The organism is Shigella flexneri 2a str. 301, from assembly GCF_000006925.2.
Lineage (GTDB): Bacteria > Pseudomonadota > Gammaproteobacteria > Enterobacterales > Enterobacteriaceae > ECMA0423.
Window position 1 is genome coordinate 2,581,842 of the sequence record NC_004337.2, and the last position, 25,177, is coordinate 2,607,018.

19 protein-coding genes, 4 pseudogenes and 2 other annotated features are annotated in these 25,177 nt (G+C 53.3%); of the genes and pseudogenes, 16 read left to right on the plus strand and 7 right to left on the minus strand.

Features of this window, described 5'->3' with window-relative positions:
• Nucleotides 1-59 precede the first annotated feature (59 nt).
• The 5 genes from ypfI to dapA all read right to left on the minus strand — a co-directional run bounded on the left by ypfI (nucleotide 60) and on the right by dapA (nucleotide 5,976).
• Complete coding sequence (gene ypfI / locus SF2517; RefSeq protein NP_708313.1) at nucleotides 60-2,075, minus strand: hypothetical protein; 2,016 nt, start codon at nucleotides 2,073-2,075, stop codon at nucleotides 60-62.
• A 14-nt stretch (nucleotides 2,076-2,089) separates the two neighbouring features.
• A complete protein-coding gene (locus SF2518) occupies nucleotides 2,090-2,953 on the minus strand; it encodes a hypothetical protein (RefSeq protein ID NP_708314.1) in 864 nt (287 codons plus the stop codon).
• Nucleotides 2,954-3,120: 167 nt separating this feature from the next.
• Nucleotides 3,121-3,834, minus strand: coding sequence for a phosphoribosylaminoimidazole-succinocarboxamide synthase (gene purC / locus SF2519; protein ID NP_708315.2), 714 nt, complete (start codon nucleotides 3,832-3,834; stop codon nucleotides 3,121-3,123).
• A gap of 212 nt (nucleotides 3,835-4,046) precedes the next feature.
• Entirely contained in the window at nucleotides 4,047-5,081 is a 1,035-nt protein-coding gene (nlpB, locus tag SF2520; protein ID NP_708316.2) for a lipoprotein, read from the minus strand.
• Nucleotides 5,082-5,097: 16 nt separating this feature from the next.
• Nucleotides 5,098-5,976, minus strand: coding sequence for a 4-hydroxy-tetrahydrodipicolinate synthase (dapA, locus tag SF2521; RefSeq protein NP_708317.2), 879 nt, complete (start codon nucleotides 5,974-5,976; stop codon nucleotides 5,098-5,100).
• A gap of 145 nt (nucleotides 5,977-6,121) precedes the next feature.
• On the opposite strand from dapA, the gene gcvR reads away from it, so the two are divergent.
• From gcvR to focB, 14 genes and pseudogenes are all read left to right on the plus strand, one after another.
• Nucleotides 6,122-6,694: a glycine cleavage system transcriptional repressor gene (gene gcvR / locus SF2522; protein ID NP_708318.1), complete on the plus strand. Its 573-nt coding sequence runs from the start codon at nucleotides 6,122-6,124 to the stop codon at nucleotides 6,692-6,694.
• A complete protein-coding gene (gene bcp, locus SF2523) occupies nucleotides 6,694-7,164 on the plus strand; it encodes a thioredoxin-dependent thiol peroxidase (protein ID NP_708319.1) in 471 nt (156 codons plus the stop codon). Before gcvR ends, bcp begins: the two co-directional genes overlap by 1 nt.
• 252 nt (nucleotides 7,165-7,416) lie before the next feature.
• The gene (hyfA, locus tag SF2524) at nucleotides 7,417-8,034 is read left to right on the plus strand and encodes a hydrogenase 4 Fe-S subunit (protein ID NP_708320.1); all 618 of its coding nucleotides are present in this window, start codon (nucleotides 7,417-7,419) and stop codon (nucleotides 8,032-8,034) included.
• Nucleotides 8,034-10,051: a sequence feature (Similar to Escherichia coli K12 hydrogenase 4 membrane subunit gi: 1788827 (673 aa). BLAST with identity of 98% in 673 aa. This CDS contains an in-frame stop codon. The sequence has been checked and is believed to be correct.), on the plus strand. It overlaps the preceding gene by 1 nt.
• Nucleotides 8,034-10,051: pseudogene (hyfB, locus tag SF2525) on the plus strand. It overlaps the preceding feature by 2,018 nt. Before hyfA ends, hyfB begins: the two are co-directional and overlap by 1 nt.
• 10 nt (nucleotides 10,052-10,061) lie before the next feature.
• Nucleotides 10,062-11,009 carry a hydrogenase 4 membrane subunit gene (gene hyfC / locus SF2526; protein NP_708321.1) on the plus strand — a complete coding sequence of 316 codons (948 nt, stop codon included), beginning with the start codon at nucleotides 10,062-10,064 and terminating at the stop codon, nucleotides 11,007-11,009.
• Between the two features lie 16 nt (nucleotides 11,010-11,025).
• The gene (gene hyfD, locus SF2527; RefSeq protein ID NP_708322.1) at nucleotides 11,026-12,465 is read left to right on the plus strand and encodes a hydrogenase 4 subunit D; all 1,440 of its coding nucleotides are present in this window, start codon (nucleotides 11,026-11,028) and stop codon (nucleotides 12,463-12,465) included.
• A gap of 11 nt (nucleotides 12,466-12,476) precedes the next feature.
• Nucleotides 12,477-13,127, plus strand: a complete 651-nt coding sequence (gene hyfE / locus SF2528) for a hydrogenase 4 membrane subunit (RefSeq protein ID NP_708323.1) — start codon at nucleotides 12,477-12,479, stop codon at nucleotides 13,125-13,127.
• A 4-nt stretch (nucleotides 13,128-13,131) separates the two neighbouring features.
• Entirely contained in the window at nucleotides 13,132-14,718 is a 1,587-nt protein-coding gene (hyfF, locus tag SF2529) for a hydrogenase 4 subunit F (RefSeq protein NP_708324.1), read from the plus strand.
• A pseudogene (locus SF2530) lies at nucleotides 14,708-16,422 on the plus strand. Before hyfF ends, SF2530 begins: the two are co-directional and overlap by 11 nt.
• Nucleotides 16,423-16,431: 9 nt before the next feature.
• Nucleotides 16,432-16,977: a hydrogenase 4 subunit H gene (gene hyfH, locus SF2532; protein NP_708327.1), complete on the plus strand. Its 546-nt coding sequence runs from the start codon at nucleotides 16,432-16,434 to the stop codon at nucleotides 16,975-16,977.
• The gene (gene hyfI / locus SF2533) at nucleotides 16,974-17,732 is read left to right on the plus strand and encodes a hydrogenase 4 Fe-S subunit (RefSeq protein NP_708328.1); all 759 of its coding nucleotides are present in this window, start codon (nucleotides 16,974-16,976) and stop codon (nucleotides 17,730-17,732) included. Before hyfH ends, hyfI begins: the two co-directional genes overlap by 4 nt.
• Nucleotides 17,662-18,138, plus strand: coding sequence for a formate hydrogenlyase maturation protein HycH (locus SF2534; RefSeq protein NP_708329.2), 477 nt, complete (start codon nucleotides 17,662-17,664; stop codon nucleotides 18,136-18,138). Before hyfI ends, SF2534 begins: the two co-directional genes overlap by 71 nt.
• A gap of 29 nt (nucleotides 18,139-18,167) precedes the next feature.
• A pseudogene (locus SF2535) lies at nucleotides 18,168-20,180 on the plus strand.
• A 21-nt stretch (nucleotides 20,181-20,201) separates the two neighbouring features.
• Nucleotides 20,202-21,074 (plus strand) — a sequence feature (Similar to Escherichia coli K12 probable formate transporter (formate channel 2) gi: 1788837 (283 aa). BLAST with identity of 98% in 291 aa. This CDS ontains frameshift. The sequence has been checked and is believed to be correct.).
• A pseudogene (gene focB / locus SF2536) lies at nucleotides 20,202-21,074 on the plus strand. It overlaps the preceding feature by 873 nt.
• 93 nt (nucleotides 21,075-21,167) lie before the next feature.
• Here focB and perM read toward each other — a convergent pair.
• On the minus strand, nucleotides 21,168-22,229 hold the full coding sequence (perM, locus tag SF2537) for a permease (protein NP_708331.1): 1,062 nt from the start codon (nucleotides 22,227-22,229) through the stop codon (nucleotides 21,168-21,170).
• Between the two features lie 212 nt (nucleotides 22,230-22,441).
• On the opposite strand from perM, the gene SF2538 reads away from it, so the two are divergent.
• Nucleotides 22,442-23,905, plus strand: a complete 1,464-nt coding sequence (locus SF2538; protein ID NP_708332.1) for a hypothetical protein — start codon at nucleotides 22,442-22,444, stop codon at nucleotides 23,903-23,905.
• Nucleotides 23,906-23,925: 20 nt separating this feature from the next.
• Entirely contained in the window at nucleotides 23,926-24,285 is a 360-nt protein-coding gene (locus tag SF2539; protein ID NP_708333.1) for an oxidoreductase, read from the plus strand.
• Between the two features lie 132 nt (nucleotides 24,286-24,417).
• Here SF2539 and SF2540 read toward each other — a convergent pair whose 3' ends face one another.
• A complete protein-coding gene (locus tag SF2540; RefSeq protein NP_708334.1) occupies nucleotides 24,418-25,164 on the minus strand; it encodes a DNA replication initiation factor in 747 nt (248 codons plus the stop codon).
• Between the last annotated feature and the right edge of the window lie 13 nt (nucleotides 25,165-25,177).

Here is a 25,177-nt window from a genome sequence, read left to right on the forward strand (position 1 = left end):
CTGATGTCATTAATTTTACGCCGCTGACTCACAATGACCATGGGAGAAAATTGAAGGAGTCAGTGAAAAAATTGCCATTGCGTTATGCGATCGCGCAGACGCTCAGTGCGAACCTCATTTAGTGCGAACAGCGCCTGCGCGGCCTCTTCCCGCTGGCGAACCAGTAACATCTTGCGGCCTGAAAGTTTAAGTGTGGTACATAACTGCGCGTCACTGGCGTTTTTCTGTAAACGCCCACGCAGCGCCGGTAATGCCAGTTCACTGGTTTGTAGCAGACGCAATAAGCAACCTAACGATGTTAATAGCGGACGATGAGCGAAAGCAAAACCGGCCAGTTCAAGCCAGTCGTCGTCAGAAAGGATGGCATCGTTTAGTGGATCAACAGGAAGCATTTCGCCATTCCACTGCGCGAGAGCTTGCGCATCGCGACGTAAACGGTAATGCTCACGTTCAGCCAGCTGTTTACCCGCATCACTCATCGGTAACAGCGCCATCGCCGTATAGCAACCGCTGCTGGCTTCCCGATGATTACCCATCCGCACCAGCACAAAACCGCAGCGTTGCCAGAAACGCCATAACTCCCCAGTGTAACCAAAACTCACCGAAAGATAGTCGAGGTCATGCGTATATTGCAAAGCTCCAGCAATAAGTTGTCGCCCTGTGCCTTCCCGCTGACGAGCCGGATGAACTGCTATCCGGCTAACCCGCCTTCCGCGCAATGTCGCCGCCAGTGGATTGCTGCCGTGCGCCGCCAGCGACTGGGCCACCAGATTACCCCGCGGGCGACGAAAACCTGCCCATACCGCCTGACTGAGTTCTTGAGATAATCCGCCCTCATCCACCAGCCACAACGCCCCGGCAATCTCGTTTTCGCCAGCCGCCTGTAAAAAATGTTGCCCTGGTGCATCCATCATCCGGCGTAAATCCAGCGGCGAGGTCCGGTAGTGCGCACCAGACAATAACTGATAAACCTTTAACGGCGTTTCTGGCTCGCTTCGCCATAACGTTTGTTCAAATGCGGAAATGACGATATTGCCTTGTGGTGTATGGGTGAAGTTTTCATCGTTAAAAACCAGTGCCTCACTAACCATTTTTTCCAGCGGGCATCCCTGTGCCCAGCGGATCGGCTGTTGCAGTTCAAAACGGTGTAAATGCGGAAAGCGAGCGCAAAATTTCAGCAAAAAACCACGTCCGGTACCTTCGTAGCCCTGCACCGTAGTGGTTAACAACGTTCGAGGAAAACGCGATACCAGTTGATGCAACAACGGCGCAGGTATGGCTGCGGCTTCGTCGACCACCAGCCAGTCGGCTTGCTCATCGCTGGCTAACAAGGCATCCGGTGCAATAAAGCGAAACTTCTCGCCCGCAAATTGTGCCAGTACATCCGTTGCCGCTTTTGCGGGCGCGGTGACAATCGCACTGCCCGCAATACGAGAAATGAGTTGCCCTGCCAACGCCGACTTACCGCGCCCACGCGCAGCCGTTACCGCTGCCACGCCCGGCGGCATGGTCAGTAGCTGCTGTAAGAGTTGCTGTTGTTCTGGTTGTGGTGCGCCGGTCGCGGGGTGCCAGTCAGTACGGGGAGTAAAATGCGCCAACGAGAACGGCTGGTTTTGCCGCCAGAGGATAGCGTCGTTATCCGCCGTAAGTACGCGTTTGAGATGCTGGACAAAATGCGGCGTCGCAATAGGGTCAGGGCAATCACTCCAGCGCAGCGAGTCGGCATCAGGTTGGTTTTCCCACTCTTCCCATACAGGGAGTAACAAAACCAGCCAGCTTCCCGCTTTCAACGTTCCGCTAAGTGCTGCAAAGGCAGCGGCATCAAAGCCGTGGCGGGCGTCGAATACCGCATGCCGGAACTCGCGCCCAAGTAAAGTTTGTAGCGCCGAGGGTGAACAGTGGTTTTCAGCATCTAGCTGCGGCGAAATCCACAGCCAGTCGCCAGGTAAGGCATCACGCAACTTAAGAGCATGATCAAAACACCAACCCTCTTCCCCGCTCAACACCAGCAAGCGGCAGATCCCTTCACGTTTCATTTGCGCTGTTAATGTGTAAAGCGCAGTCAGTTCAGCCATCCCTGCCCCGGAAATTAAATGCTTTTACCAAAAGTATTGCATTGTGCCGGATCGCCGCTGTCGAAACCACGTTTAAACCAGCTGTAGCGTTGCTGAGAAGTGCCATGTGTGAAACTGTCTGGTACTACTCGCCCCTGACTTTGCTGTTGTAAACGGTCATCGCCGATGGCCTGCGCCGCATTCAGCGCCTCTTCCAGATCGCCAGTTTCCAGAACGCCTTGCTGCTGCATACTATGCCCCCAGACACCGGCAAAACAGTCGGCCTGGAGTTCCATACGCACAGATAAGCGGTTTACTTCCGCCTGCGTCGCGTTTTGTTGCAGTTGACGAACTTTCGGCTCGATGCCTAACAGTTTCTGCACATGATGACCGACTTCATGGGCGATAACGTACCCCTGGGCAAAATCGCCATCCGCGCCAAGTTTGTCTTTCATGTCATCATAGAAGGAGAGATCGATATAAACTGTGCCATCCGCCGGGCAATAGAACGGCCCCATAATGGACTGGCCCGCCCCGCAGCCGGTGCGCGTCATTCCACGGTACATGACCAGCTTCGGTTGCTGATAGGTCTTACCCATCTTTTCGAACTGTTGTCCCCAGGTGTCTTCCGTGGTTGCCTGAATCACCGAGGTGAATTTTGCGGCTTCGTCTTCATTAGGGCTAATTGACCGCGTTGATTGTTGTTGAGAAACCGGCTGCCCGGTCATCAACCCGGTTAAATCAACGCCATAGTAGCCTGCAACCAGCACGACTATCAGTAAAATCAGCCCGCCTTTACCGCTCGGCAGACGGAAACCGGGACCGCCCATTGACGGACCGCCAGAGCTGTTGCGCCTGTCTTCAACATTGTCACTTTCACGTCGCCCTTGCCAACGCATAGATACCTCAACAATATATTCATTATAGAAATGATCGTAGGTGGTTCAGAGGAAGATTACCACAGGAAAGCGGGATGAAATGGCGGAGGAATGAGCGTTCAATGCATATATTCCGAGAGCGGTTGTCTTGCCGTGCCAGCTGCACGGCAAGATGATGAACAGAAAAATCAGTCCAGCTGTACACCCAGGCGGCGGGCGACGGCTTCATAGGCTTCGATCAGGCCACCGAGGCTCTGGCGGAAACGGTCTTTGTCCATTTTCTCCAGTGTTTCTTTGTCCCACAGGCGGCTGCCGTCCGGGGAGAACTCATCGCCCAGTACCACTTCACCTTTGTACAGACCAAACTCCAGCTTGAAGTCGACCAGAATCAGACCAGCATCATCGAACAGTTTTTTCAGCACGTCGTTCGCTTTGTAGGTCAGCTCTTTCATACGCGCCAGGTTCTCTTTGCTCACCCAGCCAAAGGTTTCGCAGTAAGATTCGTTGACCATCGGATCGTGCATGGCATCGTTTTTCAGGAACAGATCGAACAGCGGCGGGTTCAGCTCAATACCTTCTTCGATTCCAAGACGTTTCACTAGAGAGCCAGCAGCACGGTTACGCACGACACACTCAACCGGCACCATATCCAGCTTTTTCACCAGACATTCGGTATCGGAGAGCAGACGCTCCATTTGAGTCGGGATACCCGCTTCAGCCAGTTTGCTCATAATGAAGTAGTTGAACTTGTTGTTCACCATACCTTTGCGATCAAACTGCTCAATGCGCGCGCCATCCCCTGCTGACGTATCATTGCGGAATTCGAGCACCAACAGGTCCGGGTTTTCCGTGCTGTATACGGTTTTCGCTTTACCACGATACAACTCAGCTTGCTTTTGCATCTTTATCACTCCTGGGTGTGAATTAACGTTTTAAAATCTTTTGCTGTCTGGTGTGCCGGATGTTTTGTCGGATGCGGCGTGAACGCCTTATCCGAACTACGTCCGACAAACAAATTTCGTGCGAATTACCGCTAAAATCGCGTTTTCCTGCCGACGCACACGTTTGCGTATCATATCAGAAAAAAGGGCCGGATGATTCCAGCCCTGTATTTTTACTTGCTAAACGCAGCCTGGAAGACAGCTACCAGCGCGTCGTTCTGACTCTGAGTCAGAGTATGACCTTTCGGATCGATGAACTGTAGGCTGCTGCGGTTATCTAAATCGCCAACCTGCAGTTTATAGTCACCGGATGCCAGGCCTGGATCGCTCGCGCCCAGTTCCTGCCAGTCGCTGTCAGACAGCGGCTTATAAGTTACGGCCATGTTGCCCTGCGAACGGGTGCTGTCGGTCACTTTCATGCCCACTTTTTCCAGCGCCGCTGGCAGACGTTGCCAAACCACATTGAACGGCCCGCGTACGACCAGCATTGGTAAACCGGTGTCATCAGCTGCACTTTGTACGTCCATAGTGGTGGAGGCACGATTTTGCGCAGCGTTCGCGGCGTCAGTGGCAGATTTATCCAGACCGGCGGAAATAACGTTCATCATCTCCGTGCTGTAACGCTGCATGGAAGCCGCGTCTGCAACCGGTTTGCCCGCCTGTTCCAGGTTCAGCAGTTTAACCGTAACCGCCTGCTGATAACCCTGCGGCTTAACAGAGATTTGATAACGACCACGATACTGCTCGTCTTCGTCCAGACGGTTCCATTGTACCCAATCGGTGGTCAGTGTCTGACCAGCATCATCACGTTGGGTGATGGTGTAGTTTTTCGCCTGCAGCACGCTAACCACCTGCGGCCACAGAGTATTGCCACGACCATTTTCCACCAGCAATGAAGCGGTATCGCCCGTGAACTGGGTACGCGCGCCAGAAACCAGTGCCAACGGCTGGGCTGGTGGACGAATGTCCAGCGCCTTACCGACAGCACCACTACCGTTGGTCACCGGGATTGCATAATCACCGGAGGTCACCGGCAAAATCATTCCAGCCGGGGCATGAAGCTCCGCAAGCGGTGCCGCTTCCAGGTAGGCTTCATCACCACTGACCTGACGCTTATAGCGTGAGTCAGAACTACAGGCAGCGAGTAATAAAACAAGCGAAACACCCGCAACCTTTGCCAGGCGCGACTTTTGAACAGAGTAAGCCATCAAATCTCCCTAAACTTTACAGCAAACCGGCATGCTTAAGCGCCGCTCTGACCGTCTCACGACCACTGTCGGTGATTGGTGTCATTGGCAGGCGCAGCGTATCGGTCGCCACAAGACCCAGTTCCTTACATGCCCATTTCACCGGGATTGGATTGGGTTCGACAAATAGTTTGTTGTGTAATGGCATCAGACGCTGATTAATAACGCGTGCCTCGGCAAAATGCCCTTCTGCTGCCAGTTTGCACATCTGGGCCATATCACGCGCTGCGACGTTAGCCGTAACGGAAATAACTCCATGACCGCCCAATTGCATGAAGTCCAGCGCGCTCGCATCATCGCCGCTCAGCAGAACAAAATCATCTGAAACCAGCTCTTTGATCTGGTTTACACGCGTTAAGTTCCCTGTTGCCTCTTTGATTCCGATAATATTTTTTACTTTCGCCAGACGGCCCACCGTTTCCGGGAGCAGATCGCAGCCAGTACGGGACGGCACATTATACAGAATTTGCGGCAGGTCAGTATGCTCAGCGATGGCTTTGAAATGCTGATACAAACCTTCTTGCGACGGACGATTGTAGTAAGGGGTTACCGTCAGGCAGCCGACGATACCACTGTCATTGAAGCGCTGCGTCAGGCTAATGGCTTCCGCAGTAGCGTTAGCGCCGGTCCCGGCAATTACCGGAATGCGCCCATCAGCCAGATCCAGCGTCATCATCACCACATCAGCATGTTCGTCATGATTTAAGGTAGCGGACTCGCCAGTGGTGCCAACAGAAACGATCGCCGAAGTACCGCTGGCGACATGATAATCAATCAGTTTTTTCAAGCTAGCCCGACAGACATTACCTTTTTCATCCATCGGAGTAACAATCGCGACAATACTTCCCGTGAACATGGGCCATCCTCTGTGCAAACAAGTGTCTCAATGGTACGTTTGGTATGGCATTAAAAGCAAGCAGACAGAACCGTTCTGATTGTTGTATGCATGATTTTTTTATGCTTTCCTTAAGAACAACTCACCCCTTAAAGGAATAACCAGTTTGACACTGTCATCGCAACATTATCTGGTGATCACTGCGTTGGGTGCCGATCGCCCTGGAATTGTGAACACCATCACCCGTCATGTCAGTAGTTGCGGCTGTAATATTGAAGACAGTCGCCTGGCGATGCTGGGAGAAGAGTTCACGTTTATCATGCTGCTTTCCGGTTCATGGAATGCCATCACTCTGATTGAATCAACGTTACCGTTGAAAGGTGCCGAACTGGATCTTTTAATCGTGATGAAGCGCACGACGGCGCGTCCGCGTCCGCCAATGCCAGCATCTGTCTGGGTTCAGGTCGATGTTGCAGACTCCCCGCATTTAATTGAACGCTTCACAGCACTTTTCGACGCGCATCATATGAACATTGCGGAGCTGGTGTCGCGCACACAACCTGCTGAAAATGAACGGGCTGCGCAGTTGCATATTCAGATAACCGCCCACAGCCCCGCATCTGCGGACGCAGCAAATATTGAGCAAGCGTTCAAAGCCCTATGTACAGAACTCAATGCACAAGGCAGTATTAACGTCGTCAATTATTCCCAACATGATGAACAGGATGGAGTTAAGTAATGAATCCACTGAAAGCCGGTGATATCGCACCGAAATTTAGCTTGCCGGATCAAGACGGAGAACAAGTTAATTTGACCGACTTCCAGGGACAGCGTGTTCTGGTTTATTTCTACCCGAAAGCCATGACCCCCGGCTGTACCGTACAGGCCTGCGGCTTACGCGATAACATGGATGAGTTGAAAAAAGCGGGCGTTGATGTGCTGGGTATCAGCACCGATAAACCCGAAAAACTCTCCCGTTTTGCGGAAAAAGAGCTGCTTAACTTTACGCTCCTGTCTGATGAGGACCACCAGGTGTGCGAACAATTCGGCGTCTGGGGTGAAAAGTCCTTCATGGGCAAAACCTACGATGGTATTCATCGCATCAGCTTCCTGATTGACGCTGATGGCAAAATCGAACATGTCTTTGACGATTTCAAAACCAGCAATCACCACGACGTTGTGCTGAACTGGCTGAAAGAACACGCCTGATTACTTTGCTCCATTCCGTGCTGGCTGCGCTTGCGGCCAGCATACCTCACTTCTCGTGATCAAGATCACATTCTCGCTTTCCCCTGCGACACGGGTGTCGAATCCATTTTTTGCTGAACGTTAATGACCATCATTTTTGTACCGTTCAGAATCCAGTTAATACATAACTTATTGAATAGATTGAGTTAATCAGAATGGCATCCTTTATACAATATGAAATGCAATGTTTCATATCATTTTCAAGGAGCCGACATGAACCGCTTTGTGGTGGCCGAACCACTGTGGTGTACAGGATGTAATACCTGTCTCGCTGCCTGTTCGGACGTGCATAAAACGCAAGGTTTACAGCAACACCCGCGCCTGGCCCTGGCGAAGACGTCAACAATCACTGCCCCTGTCGTGTGTCATCACTGTGAGGAAGCCCCTTGCCTGCAGGTCTGCCCGGTCAATGCCATCTCTCAGAGGGATGATGCGATCCAACTCAACGAAAGCCTCTGTATTGGCTGCAAGCTTTGCGCCGTGGTCTGCCCATTTGGCGCAATCAGCGCTTCAGGAAGCCGTCCGGTGAATGCCCATGCGCAATATGTTTTTCAGGCTGAAGGCTCACTCAAAGACGGCGAAGAAAACGTGCCGCCCCAACATGCGTTGCTGCGCTGGGAACCGGGTGTCCAGACCGTCGCGGTGAAATGCGACCTGTGTGATTTCTTGCCAGAAGGTCCGGCCTGCGTTCGCGCTTGCCCGAATCAGGCGTTACGGCTGATCACCGACGATAGCCTGCAACGTCAGATGAAAGAAAAACAGCGCCTTGCCGCAAGCTGGTTTGCCAATGGCGGGGAGTCTCCCCTTTCCCTCACTCAGGAGCAACACTAATGGATGCCCTGCAATTATTAACCTGGTCGCTGATCCTCTATCTGTTTGCCAGTCTGGCTTCGCTGTTTTTACTCGGTCTGGACAGACTGGCTATTAAGCTTTCCGGCATCACATCGCTGGTGGGCGGCGTGATTGGCATCATCAGCGGAATTACGCAATTACATGCTGGTGTAACTTTAGTCGCCCATTTTGCCACCCCTTTTGACTTTGCCGATTTAACCCTGCGAATGGATAGCCTCTCGGCATTTATGGTGCTAGTTATCTCCTTGCTGGTGGTGGTTTGTTCGCTCTATTCATTGACTTATATGCGCGAATACGAGGGCAAAGGCGCGGCGGCGATGGGCTTCTTTATGAATCTTTTCATCGCATCGATGGTTGCCCTGCTGGTGATGGACAACGCTTTTTGGTTCATCGTGCTGTTTGAAATGATGTCGCTGTCTTCCTGGTTTCTGGTCATTGCCAGGCAGGATAAAACGTCGATCAACGCTGGCATGCTCTACTTTTTTATCGCCCACGCCGGATCGGTGCTGATTATGATCGCCTTCTTGCTGATGGGGCGCGAAAGCGGCAGCCTCGATTTTGCCAGTTTCGCACGCTTTCACTTTCTCCGGGGCTGGCGTCGGCGGTGTTTCTGCTGGCCTTTTTCGGTTTTGGCGCGAAAGCCGGGATGATGCCGTTGCACAGCTGGTTGCCGCGCGCTCACCCTGCCGCACCATCGCACGCTTCGGCGTTGATGTCTGGCGTAATGGTCAAAATCGGTATTTTCGGCATCCTGAAAGTAGCGATGGATCTGCTGGCGCAAACGGGTTTGCCTCTGTGGTGGGGCATTCTGGTGATGGCGATCGGCGCAATCTCCGCGCTCCTGGGCGTGCTATATGCGCTGGCGGAACAGGATATCAAACGGCTGCTGGCCTGGAGTACCGTCGAAAACGTCGGCATTATTTTGCTGGCAGTCGGTGTGGCGATGGACGGTCTGTCACTGCACGACCCGCTGCTCACCGTGGTTGGACTGCTCGGCGCACTGTTTCATCTGCTCAACCATGCGCTGTTCAAAGGGCTGCTATTTCTCGGCGCGGACGCGATTATTTCGCGTTTGCATACCCACGACATGGAAAAAATGGGGGCACTGGCGAAACGGATGCCGTGGACAGCCGCAGCATGCCTGATTGGTTGCCTCGCGATATCAGCCATTCCTCCGCTGAATGGTTTTATCAGCGAATGGTACACCTGGCAGTCGCTGTTCTCACTAAGTCGTGTGGAAGCCGTAGCGCTACAACTTGCGGGTCCTATTGCTATGGTAATGCTGGCAGTCACTGGTGGGCTGGCAGTAATGTGCTTCGTCAAAATGTACGGTATTACTTTCTGTGGTGCGCCGCGCAGTACACACGCTGAAGAGGCACAGGAAGTGCCAAATACGATGATCGTCGCCATGCTACTGCTCGCGGCACTCTGCGTATTAATTGCGCTTAGTGCCAGTTGGCTGGCACCGAAGATAATGCATATTGCCCATGCGTTTACCAATACCCCTCCCGTCACTGTCGCCAGCGGAATAGCACTTGTACCCGGCACGTTTCATACACGGGTCACTCCTTCATTACTGTTGCTGTTACTACTGGCGATGCCTTTGCTGCCAGGCCTTTACTGGCTGTGGTGTCGTTCGCGCCGCGCAGCGTTTCGTCGCACAGGAGATGCCTGGGCATGCGGCTACGGCTGGGAAAACGCGATGGCTCCGTCAGGCAATGGCGTGATGCAGCCGCTGCGTGTGGTCTTCTCTGCGTTATTTCGTCTACGACAACAGCTCGACCCTACGCTGAGGCTAAATAAAGGTCTTGCGCACGTCACCGCCAGGGCTCAGAGCACAGAACCCTTCTGGGATGAGCGGGTGATCCGCCCCATCGTGAGCGCCACCCAACGGCTGGTCAAAGAAATACAGCATCTGCAAAGCGGCGACTTTCGTCTCTATTGCCTGTATGTGGTCGCCGCACTGGTTGTGCTGCTAATCGCTATTGCCGTCTAAGGAAATCACCATGAGACAAACTCTTTGCGACGGATATCTGGTCATTTTTGCGTTAGCACAGGCCGTGATTCTGCTGATGCTAACCCCACTTTTTACGGGTATTTCCCGGCAGATACGCGCGCGTATGCACTCCCGCCGCGGGCCGGGGATCTGGCAGGATTATCGCGATATCCACAAACTGTTTAAACGCCAGGAAGTTGCGCCGACATCTTCAGGTCTGATGTTCCGCCTGATGCCGTGGGTATTAATCAGCAGCATGCTGGTGCTGGCGATGGCCTTACCACTATTTATTACCGTTTCCCCTTTTGCGGGCGGCGGCGATCTGATCACCCTTATCTATCTTCTTGCCCTGTTTCGTTTTTTCTTTGCTCTTTCCGGGCTGGATACCGGAAGTCCGTTTGCGGGAGTCGGTGCCAGTCGCGAGTTGACGCTCGGCATTCTGGTCGAACCAATGCTTATTCTCTCACTGCTGGTATTGGCGCTGATAGCAGGTTCCACGCATATCGAGATGATCAGCAATACGCTGGCTATGGGCTGGAACTCGCCGCTAACCACCGTACTGGCGTTACTGGCCTGTGGTTTTGCCTGCTTCATTGAGATGGGAAAAATTCCCTTTGATGTTGCTGAAGCAGAACAGGAATTACAGGAAGGCCCGCTGACCGAATATTCCGGTGCCGGGCTGGCGCTAGCGAAATGGGGGCTGGGGCTGAAACAGGTCGTGATGGCAGCACTGTTTGTGGCCCTGTTTCTGCCCTTTGGGCGCGCGCAAGAACTTTCTCTCGCCTGCCTGCTGACTTCACTTGTCGTTACGCTGCTCAAGGTTTTGCTGATTTTTGTACTGGCCTCAATCGCAGAAAACACGCTGGCACGCGGGCGTTTTTTACTCATTCACCATGTGACCTGGCTTGGCTTCAGCCTTGCTGCGCTTGCATGGGTCTTTTGGTTAACCGGTCTGTAAGGAGCACTGACGGAATATGGAAAATCTTGCTCTGACGACGTTAATGCTGCCTTTTATCGGCGCACTGGTCGTTTCGTTTTCGCCACAACGTCGGGCCGCCGAATGGGGGGTTTTGTTCGCCGCGCTGACCACGCTGTGCATGTTGTCGCTGATCTCCGCGTTTTATCAGGCCGATAAAGTTGCCGTCACGTTGACGTTGGTCAACGTGGGGGATGTGGCATTATTTGGCCTGGTCATTGATCGCGTGAGTACGCTGATTCTGTTTGTGGTGGTGTTTCTCGGTTTGCTGGTCACGATCTACTCCACGGGTTATCTGACGGATAAAAATCGCGAACACCCGCATAACGGCACGAATCGTTATTACGCATTTTTGCTGGTGTTTATCGGCGCGATGGCGGGACTGGTACTCTCCTCGACGCTGCTCGGTCAGTTGTTGTTTTTTGAAATTACGGGCGGCTGCTCCTGGGCGTTGATCAGTTATTACCAGAGCGATAAAGCGCAGCGTTCAGCACTAAAAGCGTTGCTTATCACCCATATCGGTTCGTTGGGGTTGTATCTTGCCGCCGCCACGCTGTTTTTGCAGACCGGAACGTTTGTGCTTAGCGCGATGAGCGAGTTACATGGCGACGCACGTTATCTGGTTTATGGCGGCATCCTGTTTGCCGCGTGGGGGAAATCGGCCCAGCTACCGATGCAAGCGTGGCTACCGGACGCAATGGAAGCGCCAACACCGATCAGCGCCTATCTCCACGCCGCATCGATGGTGAAAGTGGGCGTTTACATTTTTGCCCGCGCCATTATCGACGGCGGCAATATCCCGCATGTGATTGGCGGCGTTGGCATGGTCATGACACTGGTCACCATTCTTTATGGCTTTCTGATGTATTTGCCACAGCAGGATATGAAGCGGTTGCTGGCCTGGTCGACCATCACTCAACTTGGCTGGATGTTCTTCGGCTTGTCGCTCTCCATCTTCGGCTCGCGGCTGGCGCTGGAGGGTAGCATCGCCTACATCGTCAACCACGCGTTCGCTAAAAGCCTGTTTTTCCTTGTAGCAGGTGCGCTGAGTTACAGCTGCGGCACGCGCTTGTTGCCGCGTCTGCGTGGCGTATTGCACACCCTGCCGTTGCCAGGCGTGGGTTTCTGCGTGGCAGCGCTGGCAATTACCGGTGTGCCGCCGTTCAACGGCTTCTTCAGTAAATTCCCGCTGTTTGCCGCCGGTTTTGCGTTGTCAGTGGAGTACTGGATCCTGCTGCCCGCCATGATTCTGCTGATGATTGAATCGGTCGCCAGTTTCGCCTGGTTTATTCGCTGGTTTGGTCGCGTCGTGCCGGGCAAACCGAGCGAGGCCGTCGCCGATGCCGCACCGCTGCCAGGGTCAATGCGCCTGGTGTTGATTGTACTGATTGTGATGTCGCTGATTTCCAGCGTAATCGCCGCGACCTGGTTGCAGTAAGGAGATGATGAATGACCGGTTCTATGATCGTAAATAATCTGGCGGGACTGATGATGCTGACATCGCTGTTTGTGATTAGCGTCAAAAGCTATCGCCTGTCATGCGGATTTTACGCCTGCCAGTCGCTGGTGCTGGTGTCTATTTTCGCCACTCTCTCGTGCCTGTTCGCCGCAGAGCAACTGCTGATCTGGTCCGCCAGCGCCTTTATCACCAAAGTGCTGCTGGTACCGTTAATCATGACTTACGCTGCACGAAATATTCCCCAGAACATCCCGGAAAAAGCGTTATTCGGTCCGGCAATGATGGCACTGCTCGCGGCGTTAATTGTCCTGCTTTGCGCATTTGTCGTTCAGCCCGTGAAGCTACCGATGGCTACCGGGCTGAAACCGGCGCTGGCGGTAGCGTTAGGTCATTTTCTGCTTGGCCTGCTGTGCATTGTCAGCCAACGCAATATCCTGCGGCAAATTTTTGGTTACTGCCTGATGGAAAACGGCTCCCATCTGGTGCTGGCGCTTCTTGCCTGGCGAGCACCGGAACTGGTGGAAATAGGTATCGCTACCGACGCCATCTTCGCCGTCATTGTGATGGTGTTACTGGCAAGAAAAATATGGCGTACCCACGGCACGCTGGACGTGAACAACTTGACCGCGCTGAAGGGATAATGAGATGAGTTATTCTGTGATGTTCGCTTTACTCCTGCTCACGCCGCTGCTTTTTTCGCTGCTCTGTTTTGCCTGCCGGAAACGGGGGCTCTCTGCGACTTGTACGGTGACTGTATTACATAGCTTAGGGATCACACTGCTGCTGATTCTAGCACTCTGGGTGGTCCAAACTGCCGCTGATGCAGGAGAAATATTCGCTGCGGGACTGTGGCTTCATATTGATGGTCTGGGCGGTTTGTTCCTCGCCATTCTTGGTGTGATTGGCTTTCTCACCGGTGTTTACTCGATTGGCTACATGCGTCATGAAGTGGCACACGGCGAGCTTTCACCCGTTACACTGTGCGATTACTACGGTTTCTTCCATCTGTTTTTGTTCACCATGCTGCTGGTTGTTACCAGCAATAACCTGATTGTGATGTGGGCGGCGATCGAAGCCACCACCTTAAGCTCGGCGTTTCTGGTAGGCATTTACGGTCAGCGTTCATCGCTGGAATCAGCATGGAAGTACATCATTATTTGTACTGTTGGTGTCGCTTTTGGTCTGTTCGGTACCGTGCTGGTATACGCCAACGCCGCCAGCGTTATGCCGCAGGCAGAAATGGCGATATTCTGGAGCGAGGTTCTTAAGCAATCGTCCTTGCTTGACCCAACATTAATGCTGTTGGCCTTTGTGTTTGTGCTAATTGGCTTTGGTACCAAAACCGGGCTATTTCCCATGCACGCCTGGCTGCCGGATGCTCACAGTGAAGCGCCGAGTCCGGTCAGCGCCCTGCTCTCCGCCGTATTGCTGAACTGCGCGCTGTTGGTGCTGATTCGCTATTACATCATTATTTGCCAGGCCATCGGCAGCGATTTCCCCAACCGGTTGTTGCTCATCTTCGGCATGTTGTCGGTTGCCGTGGCGGCATTTTTCATTCTGGTACAGCGGGACATTAAGCGTCTGCTGGCGTACTCCAGCGTGGAGAACATGGGGCTGGTCGCGGTGGCGCTAGGCATTGGCGGGCCGCTGGGAATTTTTGCCGCGCTGCTGCACACCTTAAACCACAGTCTGGCAAAAACGCTGCTGTTCTGCGGTTCCGGCAATGTACTGCTCAAGTACGGCACGCGCGATCTCAACGTCGTCTGTGGGATGCTCAAAATCATGCCATTTACCGCCGTGCTGTTTGGCGGCGGTGCGCTGGCGCTGGCGCTGGCAGGGATGCCGCCCTTCAACATTTTTCTTAGCGAATTTATGACCGTTACCGCAGGACTGGCACGTAATCACCTGCTGATTATCGTCCTGCTGTTATTGCTGTTAACGCTGGTGCTGGCGGGCCTGGTACGGATGGCTGCGCGGGTGTTAATGGCGAAACCGCCGCAGGCCGTTAACCGGGGTGATCTCGGCTGGTTGACCACCTCGCCAATGGTGATTCTGCTGGTCATGATGCTGGCGATGGGAACGCATATTCCACAACCTGTCATCAGGATCCTGGCGGGCGCTTCCACTATAGTCCTCTCAGGGACGCACGACCTGCCTGCACAACGTAGCACCTGGCATGATTTTTTGCCTTCAGGCACCGCATCTGTTTCGGAGAAACACAGTGAACGTTAATTCATCGTCAAATCGTGGCGAAGCGATTCTCGCCGCCCTGAAAACGCAGTTCCCCGGCGCGGTGCTGGATGAAGAGCGACAAACGCCTGAACAGGTCACCATTACGGTGAAAATCAATCTGCTGCCTGACGTTGTACATTATCTTTATTATCAACATGATGGCTGGCTTCCAGTCCTGTTTGGCAACGACGAGCGGACACTTAACGGTCATTACGCGGTTTATTATGCCCTTTCAATGGAAGGGGCCGAAAAATGCTGGATCGTGGTGAAGGCACTGGTCGATGCCGACAGTCGGGAGTTTCCGTCAGTCACACCGCGCGTCCCTGCCGCGGTCTGGGGCGAGCGAGAAATTCGCGATATGTACGGGCTGATTCCGGTTGGCCTGCCGGATCAGCGTCGCCTGGTGTTGCCCGATGACTGGCCGGAAGATATGCATCCGCTGCGCAAAGATGCGATGGATTATCGACTGCGCCCTGAACCGACGACAGATTCCGAAACGTATGCGTTTATCAATGAGGGCAACAGCGATGCGCGGGTGATCCCTGTCGGCCCGCTGCATATCACCTCCTATGAACCGGGTCACTTCCGCTTGTTTGTGGATGGCGAGCAAATTGTCGATGCTGATTACCGCCTGTTTTATGTCCATCGCGGCATGGAGAAACTGGCAGAAACGCGGATGGGCTACAACGAAGTGACCTTCTTATCGGACCGCGTGTGTGGGATTTGCGGTTTTGCCCACAGTGTGGCCTATACCAACTCGGTTGAAAATGCACTGGGGATTGAGGTGCCGCAACGAGCACATACTATTCGCTCGATTCTGCTGGAAGTCGAGCGGCTACACAGTCATTTGCTCAACCTTGGCCTCTCCTGCCATTTTGTTGGTTTTGATACCGGCTTTATGCAATTTTTCCGCGTGCGGGAAAAGTCGATGACGATGGCGGAATTGCTGACCGGGTCGCGTAAAACCTACGGTCTGAATCTGATTGGTGGTGTTCGCCGCGATATTCTCAAAGAGCAACGTCTGCAAACGCTGAAACTGGTGCGCGAGATGCGCGCCGACGTGTCGGAGCTGGTAGAGATGCTGCTTGCTACGCCGAATATGGAACAACGCACTCAGGGCATTGGCATTCTCGACCGACAAATCGCCCGTGATTATAGCCCTGTAGGGCCGCTGATCCGCGCAGTGGTTTTGCCCGTGATTTGCGCTTTGATCACCCCTACGCCGACTACGGCAATATTCCAAAAACACTGTTTACCTTTACCGGCGGCGATGTTTTCTCCCGCGTGATGGTCCGTGTCAAAGAGACGTTTGATTCGCTGGCAATGCTGGAATTTGCCCTCGACAACATGCCGGATACCCCACTGCTGACCGAAGGCTTTAGCTATAAACCTCACGCATTCGCGCTGGGCTTTGCTGAAGCGCCACGCGGTGAAGACGTGCACTGGAGCATGCTCGGTGATAACCAAAAATTGTTCCGCTGGCGCTGTCGTGCCGCCACCTACGCCAACTGGCCGGTGTTGCGTTACATGCTGCGCGGCAATACCGTTTCTGACGCACCGCTGATTATCGGTAGCCTTGATCCCTGCTACTCCTGTACCGACCGTGTGACGCTGGTAGATGTGCGCAAGCGCCAGTCAAAAACCGTGCTGTATAAAGAGATCGAACGCTACGGCATTGATCGTAACCGTTCGCCGCTGAAGTAAGGACAGAAGATGCTGAAGTTACTGAAAACTATTATGCGCGCCGGAACCGCGACGGTGAAATATCCCTTCGCGCCACTGGAGGTCAGCCCAGGCTTTCGCGGGAAACCGGACCTGATGCCCAGCCAATGTATTGCCTGCGGTGCCTGCGCCTGTGCTTGTCCGGCAAATGCGCTGACTATCCAGACCGACGACCAGCAAAATTCGCGCACCTGGCAGCTCTATCTGGGGCGTTGTATTTACTGCGGACGTTGTGAAGAAGTGTGCCCGACCAGAGCCATCCAGCTTACCAATAACTTTGAACTGACCGTCACCCATAAAGCCGATCTCTATACCCACGCGACGTTCCATCTACAACGTTGCAGCCGTTGCGAACGCCCGTTTGCCCCGCAAAAAACCGTCGCACTGGCTGCTGAATTGTTGGCACAGCAACAAAATGCTCCACAAAACCGCGAAATGTTATGGGCGCAAGCGAGCGTCTGCCCGGAGTGCAAACAACGCGCAACGCTGATCAACGACGATACAGATGTACCGCTGGTGGCTAAGGAGCAGCTATGAGTCCAGTGCTTACGCAATATGTCAGCCAGCCCATCACGCTGGACGAGCAAACGCAAAAGATGAAGCGGCATTTGCTACAGGATATCCGTCGCTCGGCTTACGTTTATCGCATCGATTGCGGCGGCTGCAACGCCTGTGAAATCGAAATTTTTGCTGCCATCACCCCCGTATTCGACGCAGAACGTTTTGGCATTAAGGTTGTTTCATCACCGCGTCACGCCGATATTTTGTTATTTACTGGCGCAGTCACCCGGGCGATGCGTATGCCTGCACTTCGGGCGTATGAGTCTGCCCCCGATCATAAAATCTGTGTTTCCTACGGCGCGTGCGGTGTCGGCGGCGGTATTTTCCACGATCTCTACAGCGTCTGGGGCGGCAGCGACACCATTGTCCCCATTGATGTTTGGATCCCCGGCTGCCCGCCAACACCGGCCGCCACCATTCACGGTTTCGCCGTGGCGCTCGGTTTGCTGCAACAGAAGATTCACGCGGTGGATTATCGCGATCCCACCGGGGTGACTATGCAACCGTTGTGGCCGCAGATCCCGCCATCACAGCGTATCGCCATTGAGCGAGAAGCGCGGCGGCTGGCGGGCTATCGTCAGGGGCGAGAAATTTGCGATCGGCTCCTGCGCCATTTAAGCGACGATCCTACAGGAAATCGGGTTAACACCTGGTTGCGCGATGCCGACGATCCACGTCTCAATAGTATCGTTCAGCAACTCTTTCGCGTACTCCGGGGGTTACATGACTGAAGAGTGCGGGGAAATTGTTTTCTGGACGCTGCGAAAAAAGTTTGTCGCCAGTAGCGACGAGATGCCGGAACACAGCTCTCAGGTAATGTATTACTCGCTGGCTATCGGTCATCACGTTGGCGTGATTGATTGTCTGAATGTCGCCTTCCGCTGCCCACTGACGGAATACGAAGATTGGCTTGCACTGGTCGAAGAGGAGCAAGCCCGACGTAAGATGCTGGGGGTGATGACTTTTGGTGAGATTGTTATTGACGCCAGCCACACCGCCCTGTTGACCCGGGCATTCGCGCCACTGGCAGATGACGCGACGTCTGTGTGGCAAGCGCGTAGCATTCAATTCATTCATCTGTTGGATGAAATTGTGCTGGAACCGGCTATCTATCTGATGGCCAGAAAAATTGCGTGAGAAGGATTTCTCATTAATAAGGACTGTTGATGGCTATGTCAGACGAAGCGATGTTTGCCCCGCCGCAAGGAATAACAATTGAAGCGGTAAACGGAATGCTCGCGGAGCGGTTAGCGCAGAAACACGGCAAGGCGTCTTTATTACGCGCCTTCATCCCGCTGCCGCCGCCGTTCAGCCCGGTACAACTTATTGAACTGCATGTTCTCAAAAGCAACTTCTATTACCGCTACCATGATGATGGCAGCGATGTGACGGCAACAACAGAGTATCAGGGCGAGATGGTCGATTATTCGCGTTACGCCGTCCTTCTCGGCAGTAGTGGAATGGCGGAGCTACGCTTTATTCGTACCCACGGCAGCCGTTTTACTCCCCAGGATTGCACACTGTTTAACTGGCTGGCACGCATTATCACCCCGGTTCTGCAATCATGGCTCAATGATGAAGCACAGCAGGTGGCGCTGCGTTTGCTGGAGAAAGATCGCGATCATCATCGGGTACTGGTGGATATCACTAATGCAGTGCTGTCACATCTTGATCTCGACGATCTGATCGCTGACGTCGCTCGTGAGATCCATCATTTTTTCGGTCTGGCTTCAGTCAGTATGGTACTGGGCGATCATCGAAAGAACGAGAAGTTCAGCCTGTGGTGCAGCGATCTTTCTGCCTCACATTGTGCGTGTCTGCCACACAATATGCCTGGCGACAGTGTATTGCTGACACAAACGCTACAAACCCGACAACCGACCTTGACGCACCGTGCAGATGATCTGTTTCTCTGGCAACGCGACCCGTTATTACTCTTACTTGCATCTAACGGCTGCGAATCTGCGCTCCTTATACCGCTTACCTTTGGCAACCATACACCGGGTGCATTGTTGCTGGCGCATACCTCTTCCACTCTCTTTAGTGAGGAAAACTGCCAGCTACTACAACACATAGCCGATCGCATCGCTATTGCCGTTGGCAATGCCGATGCCTGCCGTAGAATGACCGATTTGCAGGAAAGTTTGCAGCAAGAAAACCACCAGCTTAGCGAGCAGCTCCTTTCGAATCTGGGCGTCGGTGACATTATCTATCAAAGCCAGGCAATGGAAGACCTGCTCCAGCAGGTAGATATTGTGGCGAAGAGCGACAGTACGGTGTTGATTTGCGGTGAAACCGGAACCGGCAAAGAGGTGATCGCCAGAGCGATCCATCAACTTAGCCCGCGACACGACAAGCCGCTGGTCAAAATCAACTGCGCTGCCATCCCCGCCAGTCTTCTGGAAAGTGAGTTATTCGGTCATGACAAAGGGGCGTTTACTGGTGCGATTAATACCCATCGTGGTCGTTTTGAAATTGCCGATGGCGGCACGTTGTTTCTCGATGAAATTGGCGATCTGCCGTTAGAACTTCAGCCTAAACTGCTGCGCGTATTGCAGGAACGGGAGATTGAGCGTCTCGGCGGGAGTAGAACGATCCCGGTAAATGTCAGAGTCATTGCCGCCACCAACCGTGATTTGTGGCAAATGGTTGAAGATCGCCAGTTTCGCAGCGATCTCTTTTATCGCCTGAATGTCTTCCCACTGGAATTGCCTCCGCTGCGCGACCGTCCGGAAGATATCCCTCTTTTAGCAAAGCATTTCACGCAAAAAATGGCGCGCCATATGAATCGTTCAATTGACGCCATCCCGACCGAGGCGCTACGCCAGTTGATGTCGTGGGACTGGCCGGGCAACGTGCGCGAGCTGGAAAACGTGATTGAGCGAGCGGTACTGCTGACTCGCGGTAACAGTCTGAATTTACATCTTAATGTCCGACAAAGCCGTTTACTGCCGACGCTAAATGAAGATTCAGCGCTTCGCAGTTCAATGGCGTAGTTGCTGCACCCGACGACGCCAGAGAATGACGAAGAAGAACGTCAGCGCATTGTTCAGGTATTGCGAGAAACCAATGGCATTGTTGCCGGGCCCCGTGGCGCGGCGACACGATTAGGGATGAAGCGCACCACGCTGCTGTCACGAATGCAGCGTCTGGGAATCTCGGTTCGCGAGGTGTTGTAATCTGCTTTTGCAGGAGTATGCATGAGAAACAAACTCTCTTTCGACTTGCAGTTGAGCGCCAGAAAAGCGGCAATCGCTGAACGGATTGCCGCCCATAAAATTGCCCGCAGTAAAGTGTCGGTCTTTTTAATGGCGATGTCCGCTGGCGTGTTTATGGCGATGTCCGCTGGCGTGTTTATGGCGATCGGATTTACTTTTTACCTTTCCGTTATCGCCGATGCCCCGTCTTCATAGGCATTAACCCATCTGGTGGGCGGCCTTTGCTTTACACTTGGCTTTATTTTGCTGGCGGTTTGCGGCACCAGCCTGTTCACCTCGTCGGTAATGACGGTAATGGCAAAAAGTCGGGGCGTTATTAGTTGGCGAACTTGGCTGATTAACGCACTTCTGGTGGCCTGCGGTAATCTGGCAGGTATTGCCTGTTTCAGTTTGTTAATCTGGTTTTCCGGGCTGGTGATGAGTGAAAACGCGATGTGGGGAGTCGCGATTTTACACTGCGCCGAGGGCAAAATGCATCATACATTTACTGAATCTGTCAGCCTCGGCATTATGTGCAATCTGATGGTTTGCCTGGCGCTGTGGATGAGTTATTGCGGACGTTCGTTATGCGACAAAATCGTCGCCATGATTTTGTCCATCACCCTGTTTGTCGCCAGTGGCTTTGAGCACTGTATCGCCAATTTGTTTGTGATTCCGTTCGCCATTGCCATTCGCCATTTCGCCCCTACCTCCTTCTGGCAACTGGCGCACAGTAGCGCAGACAATTTTCCGGCACTGACGGTCAGCCATTTTATTACCGCCAATCTGCTCCCGGTGATGCTGGGTAATATTATCGGCGGTGCAGTGCTGGTGAGTATTTGTTATCGGGCTATTTATTTACGTCAGGAATCCTGAAAAATCAGCCCGGCGAAACAGTTCGTCGGGCTATTTATTTACGTCAGGAATCCTGAAAAATCAGCCCGGCGAAACAGTTCGTCGGGCTGAAGATTATTCTTGCGCGATTTGCCCATCGGGCCAGGCGTGGATCACGGCTTTGATCAGCGTCGCCAATGGAATGGCGAAGAATACGCCCCAGAATCCCCACAAACCACCGAAGATCACCACCGATAAAATAATCACCAGCGGATGCAGGTTAACCGCTTCGGAGAACAACACCGGTACTAGCAGGTTGCCGTCCAGCGCCTGAATAATCAGATACACCGCGAAGCAGCTCCAGAATTCAGTACCTGCGCCAAACTGGAATAGCGCCACGCCAACCACCGGAATGGTCACCACAAATGCGCCAATGTACGGAATAAGAACCGAGAAGCCGACCAGCACTGCCAGCAGCAGCGAATAGTTCAGCCCGAAGAGCAAGAACCCCAGCCAGGTGGCGATCCCCACCACGATCATCTCCAGCACTTTGCCGCGGATATAGTTGGTGATTTGTTGATTCATCTCCTTCCACACCTGTCCTGCCAGCCCACGGTTACGCGGCAGCACCCGGCGAACGGCGTTCAGCATCTGCTCTTTGTCTTTCAGCAGGAAGAAGACCATCAATGGCACCAGCACCAGATAGACGGCTATGGTCAGCAAACCGACCAGCGAGGCGAGGGAAATTTTCACCACCGAATCGCCCATGGTCAGCATCCGACTGCGCATATTTTCGGCCATTGCATCAATAATGCCCGCGTCCATTAACACCGGATAGCGGCGCGGCAACGTGGCGGCAAAGTCAGAAAGCTTATTGAGCATCCCCGGCATATCGCGGATTAAGTAGATGCCCTGTTGCCAGGCGATAGGCAGTACCACGAACGCCATCAGTAGCAATATACCGACAAAAACCACCAATACAATCGACGTCGCCCAGCGGCGGGAGCAGCCAATAGATTGCAGGCGCACGGTTGGCCATTCCAGCAAATAAGCCAGCACAATAGCCACCAGCAACGGAGCAAGCAGGCCACTAAAGAAAAAGATAATGCCAAATCCGGCAACTAAAATAACCAGCAAGGCAATCGCTTCCGGGTCGCTAAAACGGCGGCGATACCATTGCATCAACATTTCGAGCATAAAGACCTTCCCTGAACCTCAAGAGCGGGATTGCGATCCGCAATTGTATCGAAATGTCACAAAAAAGACTTCGCTTTTTATGACGGATTCAGGAAACTGAAAAGTCATTTGAGTGGGCTAATCTTCGCCGTTACACTCAAAGGCGGCGAGGTGGGAACGATATTTCACAGTATCGGTCAAATGACTATCTTCAGAAATACAGGATAGAGGTTATGTTCAGGCAGTTGAAAAAAAACCTGGTTGCAACCCTCATTGCTGCTATGACCATTGGTCAGGTAGCCCCGGCGTTTGCCGACAGCGCAGACACCTTGCCGGATATGGGAACCTCCGCAGGAAGCACGCTTTCCATTGGTCAGGAAATGCAGATGGGCGACTATTATGTCCGCCAGCTACGCGGCAGCGCGCCGTTAATTAATGACCCGCTGTTAACGCAATATATTAATTCGCTGGGGATGCGTCTGGTTTCGCATGCCAATTCGGTTAAGACACCGTTTCATTTTTTTCTGATCAACAACGACGAAATTAACGCCTTTGCTTTCTTTGGCGGCAACGTGGTGCTGCACTCTGCCCTGTTCCGTTATTCCGATAACGAAAGTCAACTGGCTTCAGTTATGGCGCACGAAATCTCCCACGTCACCCAACGTCACCTGGCGCGAGCGATGGAAGATCAACAACGCAGCGCGCCGCTGACCTGGGTCGGCGCGTTAGGTTCTATTTTACTGGCGATGGCCAGTCCGCAGGCGGGGATGGCGGCGCTGACCGGTACACTGGCGGGAACGCGCCAGGGGATGATCAGTTTCACCCAGCAAAATGAACAGGAAGCGGACCGCATTGGTATTCAGGTGCTGCAACGCTCGGGATTCGATCCACAGGCGATGCCGACCTTCCTGGAAAAATTGCTCGATCAGGCGCGTTACTCCTCGCGCCCGCCGGAAATTTTATTGACTCACCCGTTGCCGGAAAGTCGTCTGGCAGATGCCCGCAACCGTGCTAATCAGATGCGCCCGATGGTGGTGCAGTCGTCGGAAGATTTCTATCTGGCGAAAGCGCGCACACTGGGGATGTATAATTCCGGACGTAACCAGCTCACCAGTGATTTGCTGGATGAATGGGCGAAAGGAAACGTTCGTCAGCAACGAGCGGCGCAATATGGTCGTGCTTTACAGGCGATGGAAGCCAATAAATACGACGAGGCGCGTAAAACGCTGCAACCGTTACTGGCGGCAGAACCTGGCAACGCATGGTATCTCGATCTGGCTACCGATATCGATCTTGGGCAAAACAAAGCCAATGAGGCAATCAATCGCCTGAAAAATGCCCGCGATTTACGCACCAATCCGGTGTTGCAGCTCAACCTGGCGAACGCTTATCTGCAAGGCGGTCAACCACAAGAAGCGGCCAATATTCTGAATCGCTACACCTTTAATAATAAAGATGACAGCAACGGCTGGGATTTGCTGGCACAGGCGGAAGCCGCGCTAAATAACCGCGATCAGGAGCTGGCTGCGCGAGCAGAAGGTTATGCGCTCGCCGGACGACTCGATCAGGCCATTTCGCTGTTGAGTAGCGCCAGTTCGCAGGTGAAATTAGGCAGCCTGCAACAAGCGCGTTACGATGCGCGCATCGACCAGTTGCGCCAGCTGCAGGAACGCTTTAAGCCTTATACCAAGATGTAATTCGCATTAAAGGAAGAACAATGACCAAACAGGTAAAAATCTACCATAACCCACGCTGTTCAAAGAGCCGGGAAACGCTGAACCTGCTGAAAGAAAACGGCGTGGAGCCAGAAGTGGTGCTCTACCTTGAGACACCCGCCGATGCGGCAACGCTGCGCGATTTGCTGAAAATGCTGGGGATGAATAGCGCCCGTGAATTGATGCGCCAGAAAGAGGATCTTTATAAAGAACTAAACCTGGCTGACAGTTCGCTTAGCGAAGAGGCGCTGATTCAGGCAATGGTGGATAATCCGAAGCTGATGGAGCGCCCGATTATGGTCGCGAATGGCAAAGCGCGGATTGGTCGTCCACCGGAGCAGGTACTGGAAATCGTGGGTTAAGATGTGCTCCATCGCTAGTTGAAGCACATTGCCGGATGCGACGCTTGCCACGTCTTATCCGGCCTACGAATACTATGGATTAACTTCGCGTAGGTCAGGCGTTCGCGCCGCATCCGACAATAAACACCTTATCTACAACTTCAGAATTTCTTTCACAAACGGAATGGTCAGCTTACGTTGCGCGGTAATCGACGCACGATCCAACTGATCCAACGTCATAAATAGCGTGCGCATTTCTCTGTCGAGCCGCTTCAGCAAGAAACGCCCCACATCTTCCGGCAGTTCAAAACCACGCAAACGCGCGCGTAACTGTAGCGCCTGCAACTTATCTTCATCAGAAAGTGGCTGCAATTTGTAGATCTGCCCCCAGTCGAGACGCGACGCGAGATCCGGTAATCCCAGATTCAACTGCCGCGGTGGACGATCGCCGGTGATCAACAACCGTGTTTTGCCCGATTCCAGAATTCGATTGTAGAGATCGAAAATCGCCATCTCCCACAACTCATCGCCTGCAATACACTCAATGTTGTCGATACAGACCAGCGACAAATGCTCCATACCGTCGAGCACTTCCGGAACAAACCAGGTGCGTTTATCCAGCGGGACATAGCCCACCGCATCGCCACGCTGCGACAATTCCGCGCAAGCCGCGTGCAGCAGATGGCTGCGCCCCGCGCCTTCGCGTGCCCAGAGATAGATGTAACCGCTATGTTCCTGACGCAGCACGTTTTGCAGCGCGGCCAGTAAAGAGGAGTTATCCCCCGGCCAGAAACTTGCAAAGGTTTCGTCGTCAGGAAGATAAAGTGGCAAAGAGAGCTGTGCCGGTGTGTTCAGAGATACCTCAACCAGGATTTCACAAAATCGCGAGAAGTTTACCACAGAATCCCATGAT

Coding starts and splice junctions, on each gene's coding strand:
- hyfF (NP_708324.1), top strand. CDS start 13,132: ATGAGTTATTCTGTGATGTTCGCTTTACTCCTGCTCACGCCGCTGCTT.
- SF2534 (NP_708329.2), top strand. CDS start 17,662: ATGCCGACGATCCACGTCTCAATAGTATCGTTCAGCAACTCTTTCGCG.
- nlpB (NP_708316.2), bottom strand. CDS start 5,081: ATGGCTTACTCTGTTCAAAAGTCGCGCCTGGCAAAGGTTGCGGGTGTT.
- perM (NP_708331.1), bottom strand. CDS start 22,229: ATGCTCGAAATGTTGATGCAATGGTATCGCCGCCGTTTTAGCGACCCG.
- hyfA (NP_708320.1), top strand. CDS start 7,417: ATGAACCGCTTTGTGGTGGCCGAACCACTGTGGTGTACAGGATGTAAT.
- hyfD (NP_708322.1), top strand. CDS start 11,026: ATGGAAAATCTTGCTCTGACGACGTTAATGCTGCCTTTTATCGGCGCA.
- hyfC (NP_708321.1), top strand. CDS start 10,062: ATGAGACAAACTCTTTGCGACGGATATCTGGTCATTTTTGCGTTAGCA.
- SF2518 (NP_708314.1), bottom strand. CDS start 2,953: ATGCGTTGGCAAGGGCGACGTGAAAGTGACAATGTTGAAGACAGGCGC.
- bcp (NP_708319.1), top strand. CDS start 6,694: ATGAATCCACTGAAAGCCGGTGATATCGCACCGAAATTTAGCTTGCCG.
- ypfI (NP_708313.1), bottom strand. CDS start 2,075: ATGGCTGAACTGACTGCGCTTTACACATTAACAGCGCAAATGAAACGT.
- SF2538 (NP_708332.1), top strand. CDS start 22,442: ATGTTCAGGCAGTTGAAAAAAAACCTGGTTGCAACCCTCATTGCTGCT.
- purC (NP_708315.2), bottom strand. CDS start 3,834: ATGCAAAAGCAAGCTGAGTTGTATCGTGGTAAAGCGAAAACCGTATAC.
- hyfH (NP_708327.1), top strand. CDS start 16,432: ATGCTGAAGTTACTGAAAACTATTATGCGCGCCGGAACCGCGACGGTG.
- SF2539 (NP_708333.1), top strand. CDS start 23,926: ATGACCAAACAGGTAAAAATCTACCATAACCCACGCTGTTCAAAGAGC.
- hyfE (NP_708323.1), top strand. CDS start 12,477: ATGACCGGTTCTATGATCGTAAATAATCTGGCGGGACTGATGATGCTG.
- hyfI (NP_708328.1), top strand. CDS start 16,974: ATGAGTCCAGTGCTTACGCAATATGTCAGCCAGCCCATCACGCTGGAC.
- dapA (NP_708317.2), bottom strand. CDS start 5,976: ATGTTCACGGGAAGTATTGTCGCGATTGTTACTCCGATGGATGAAAAA.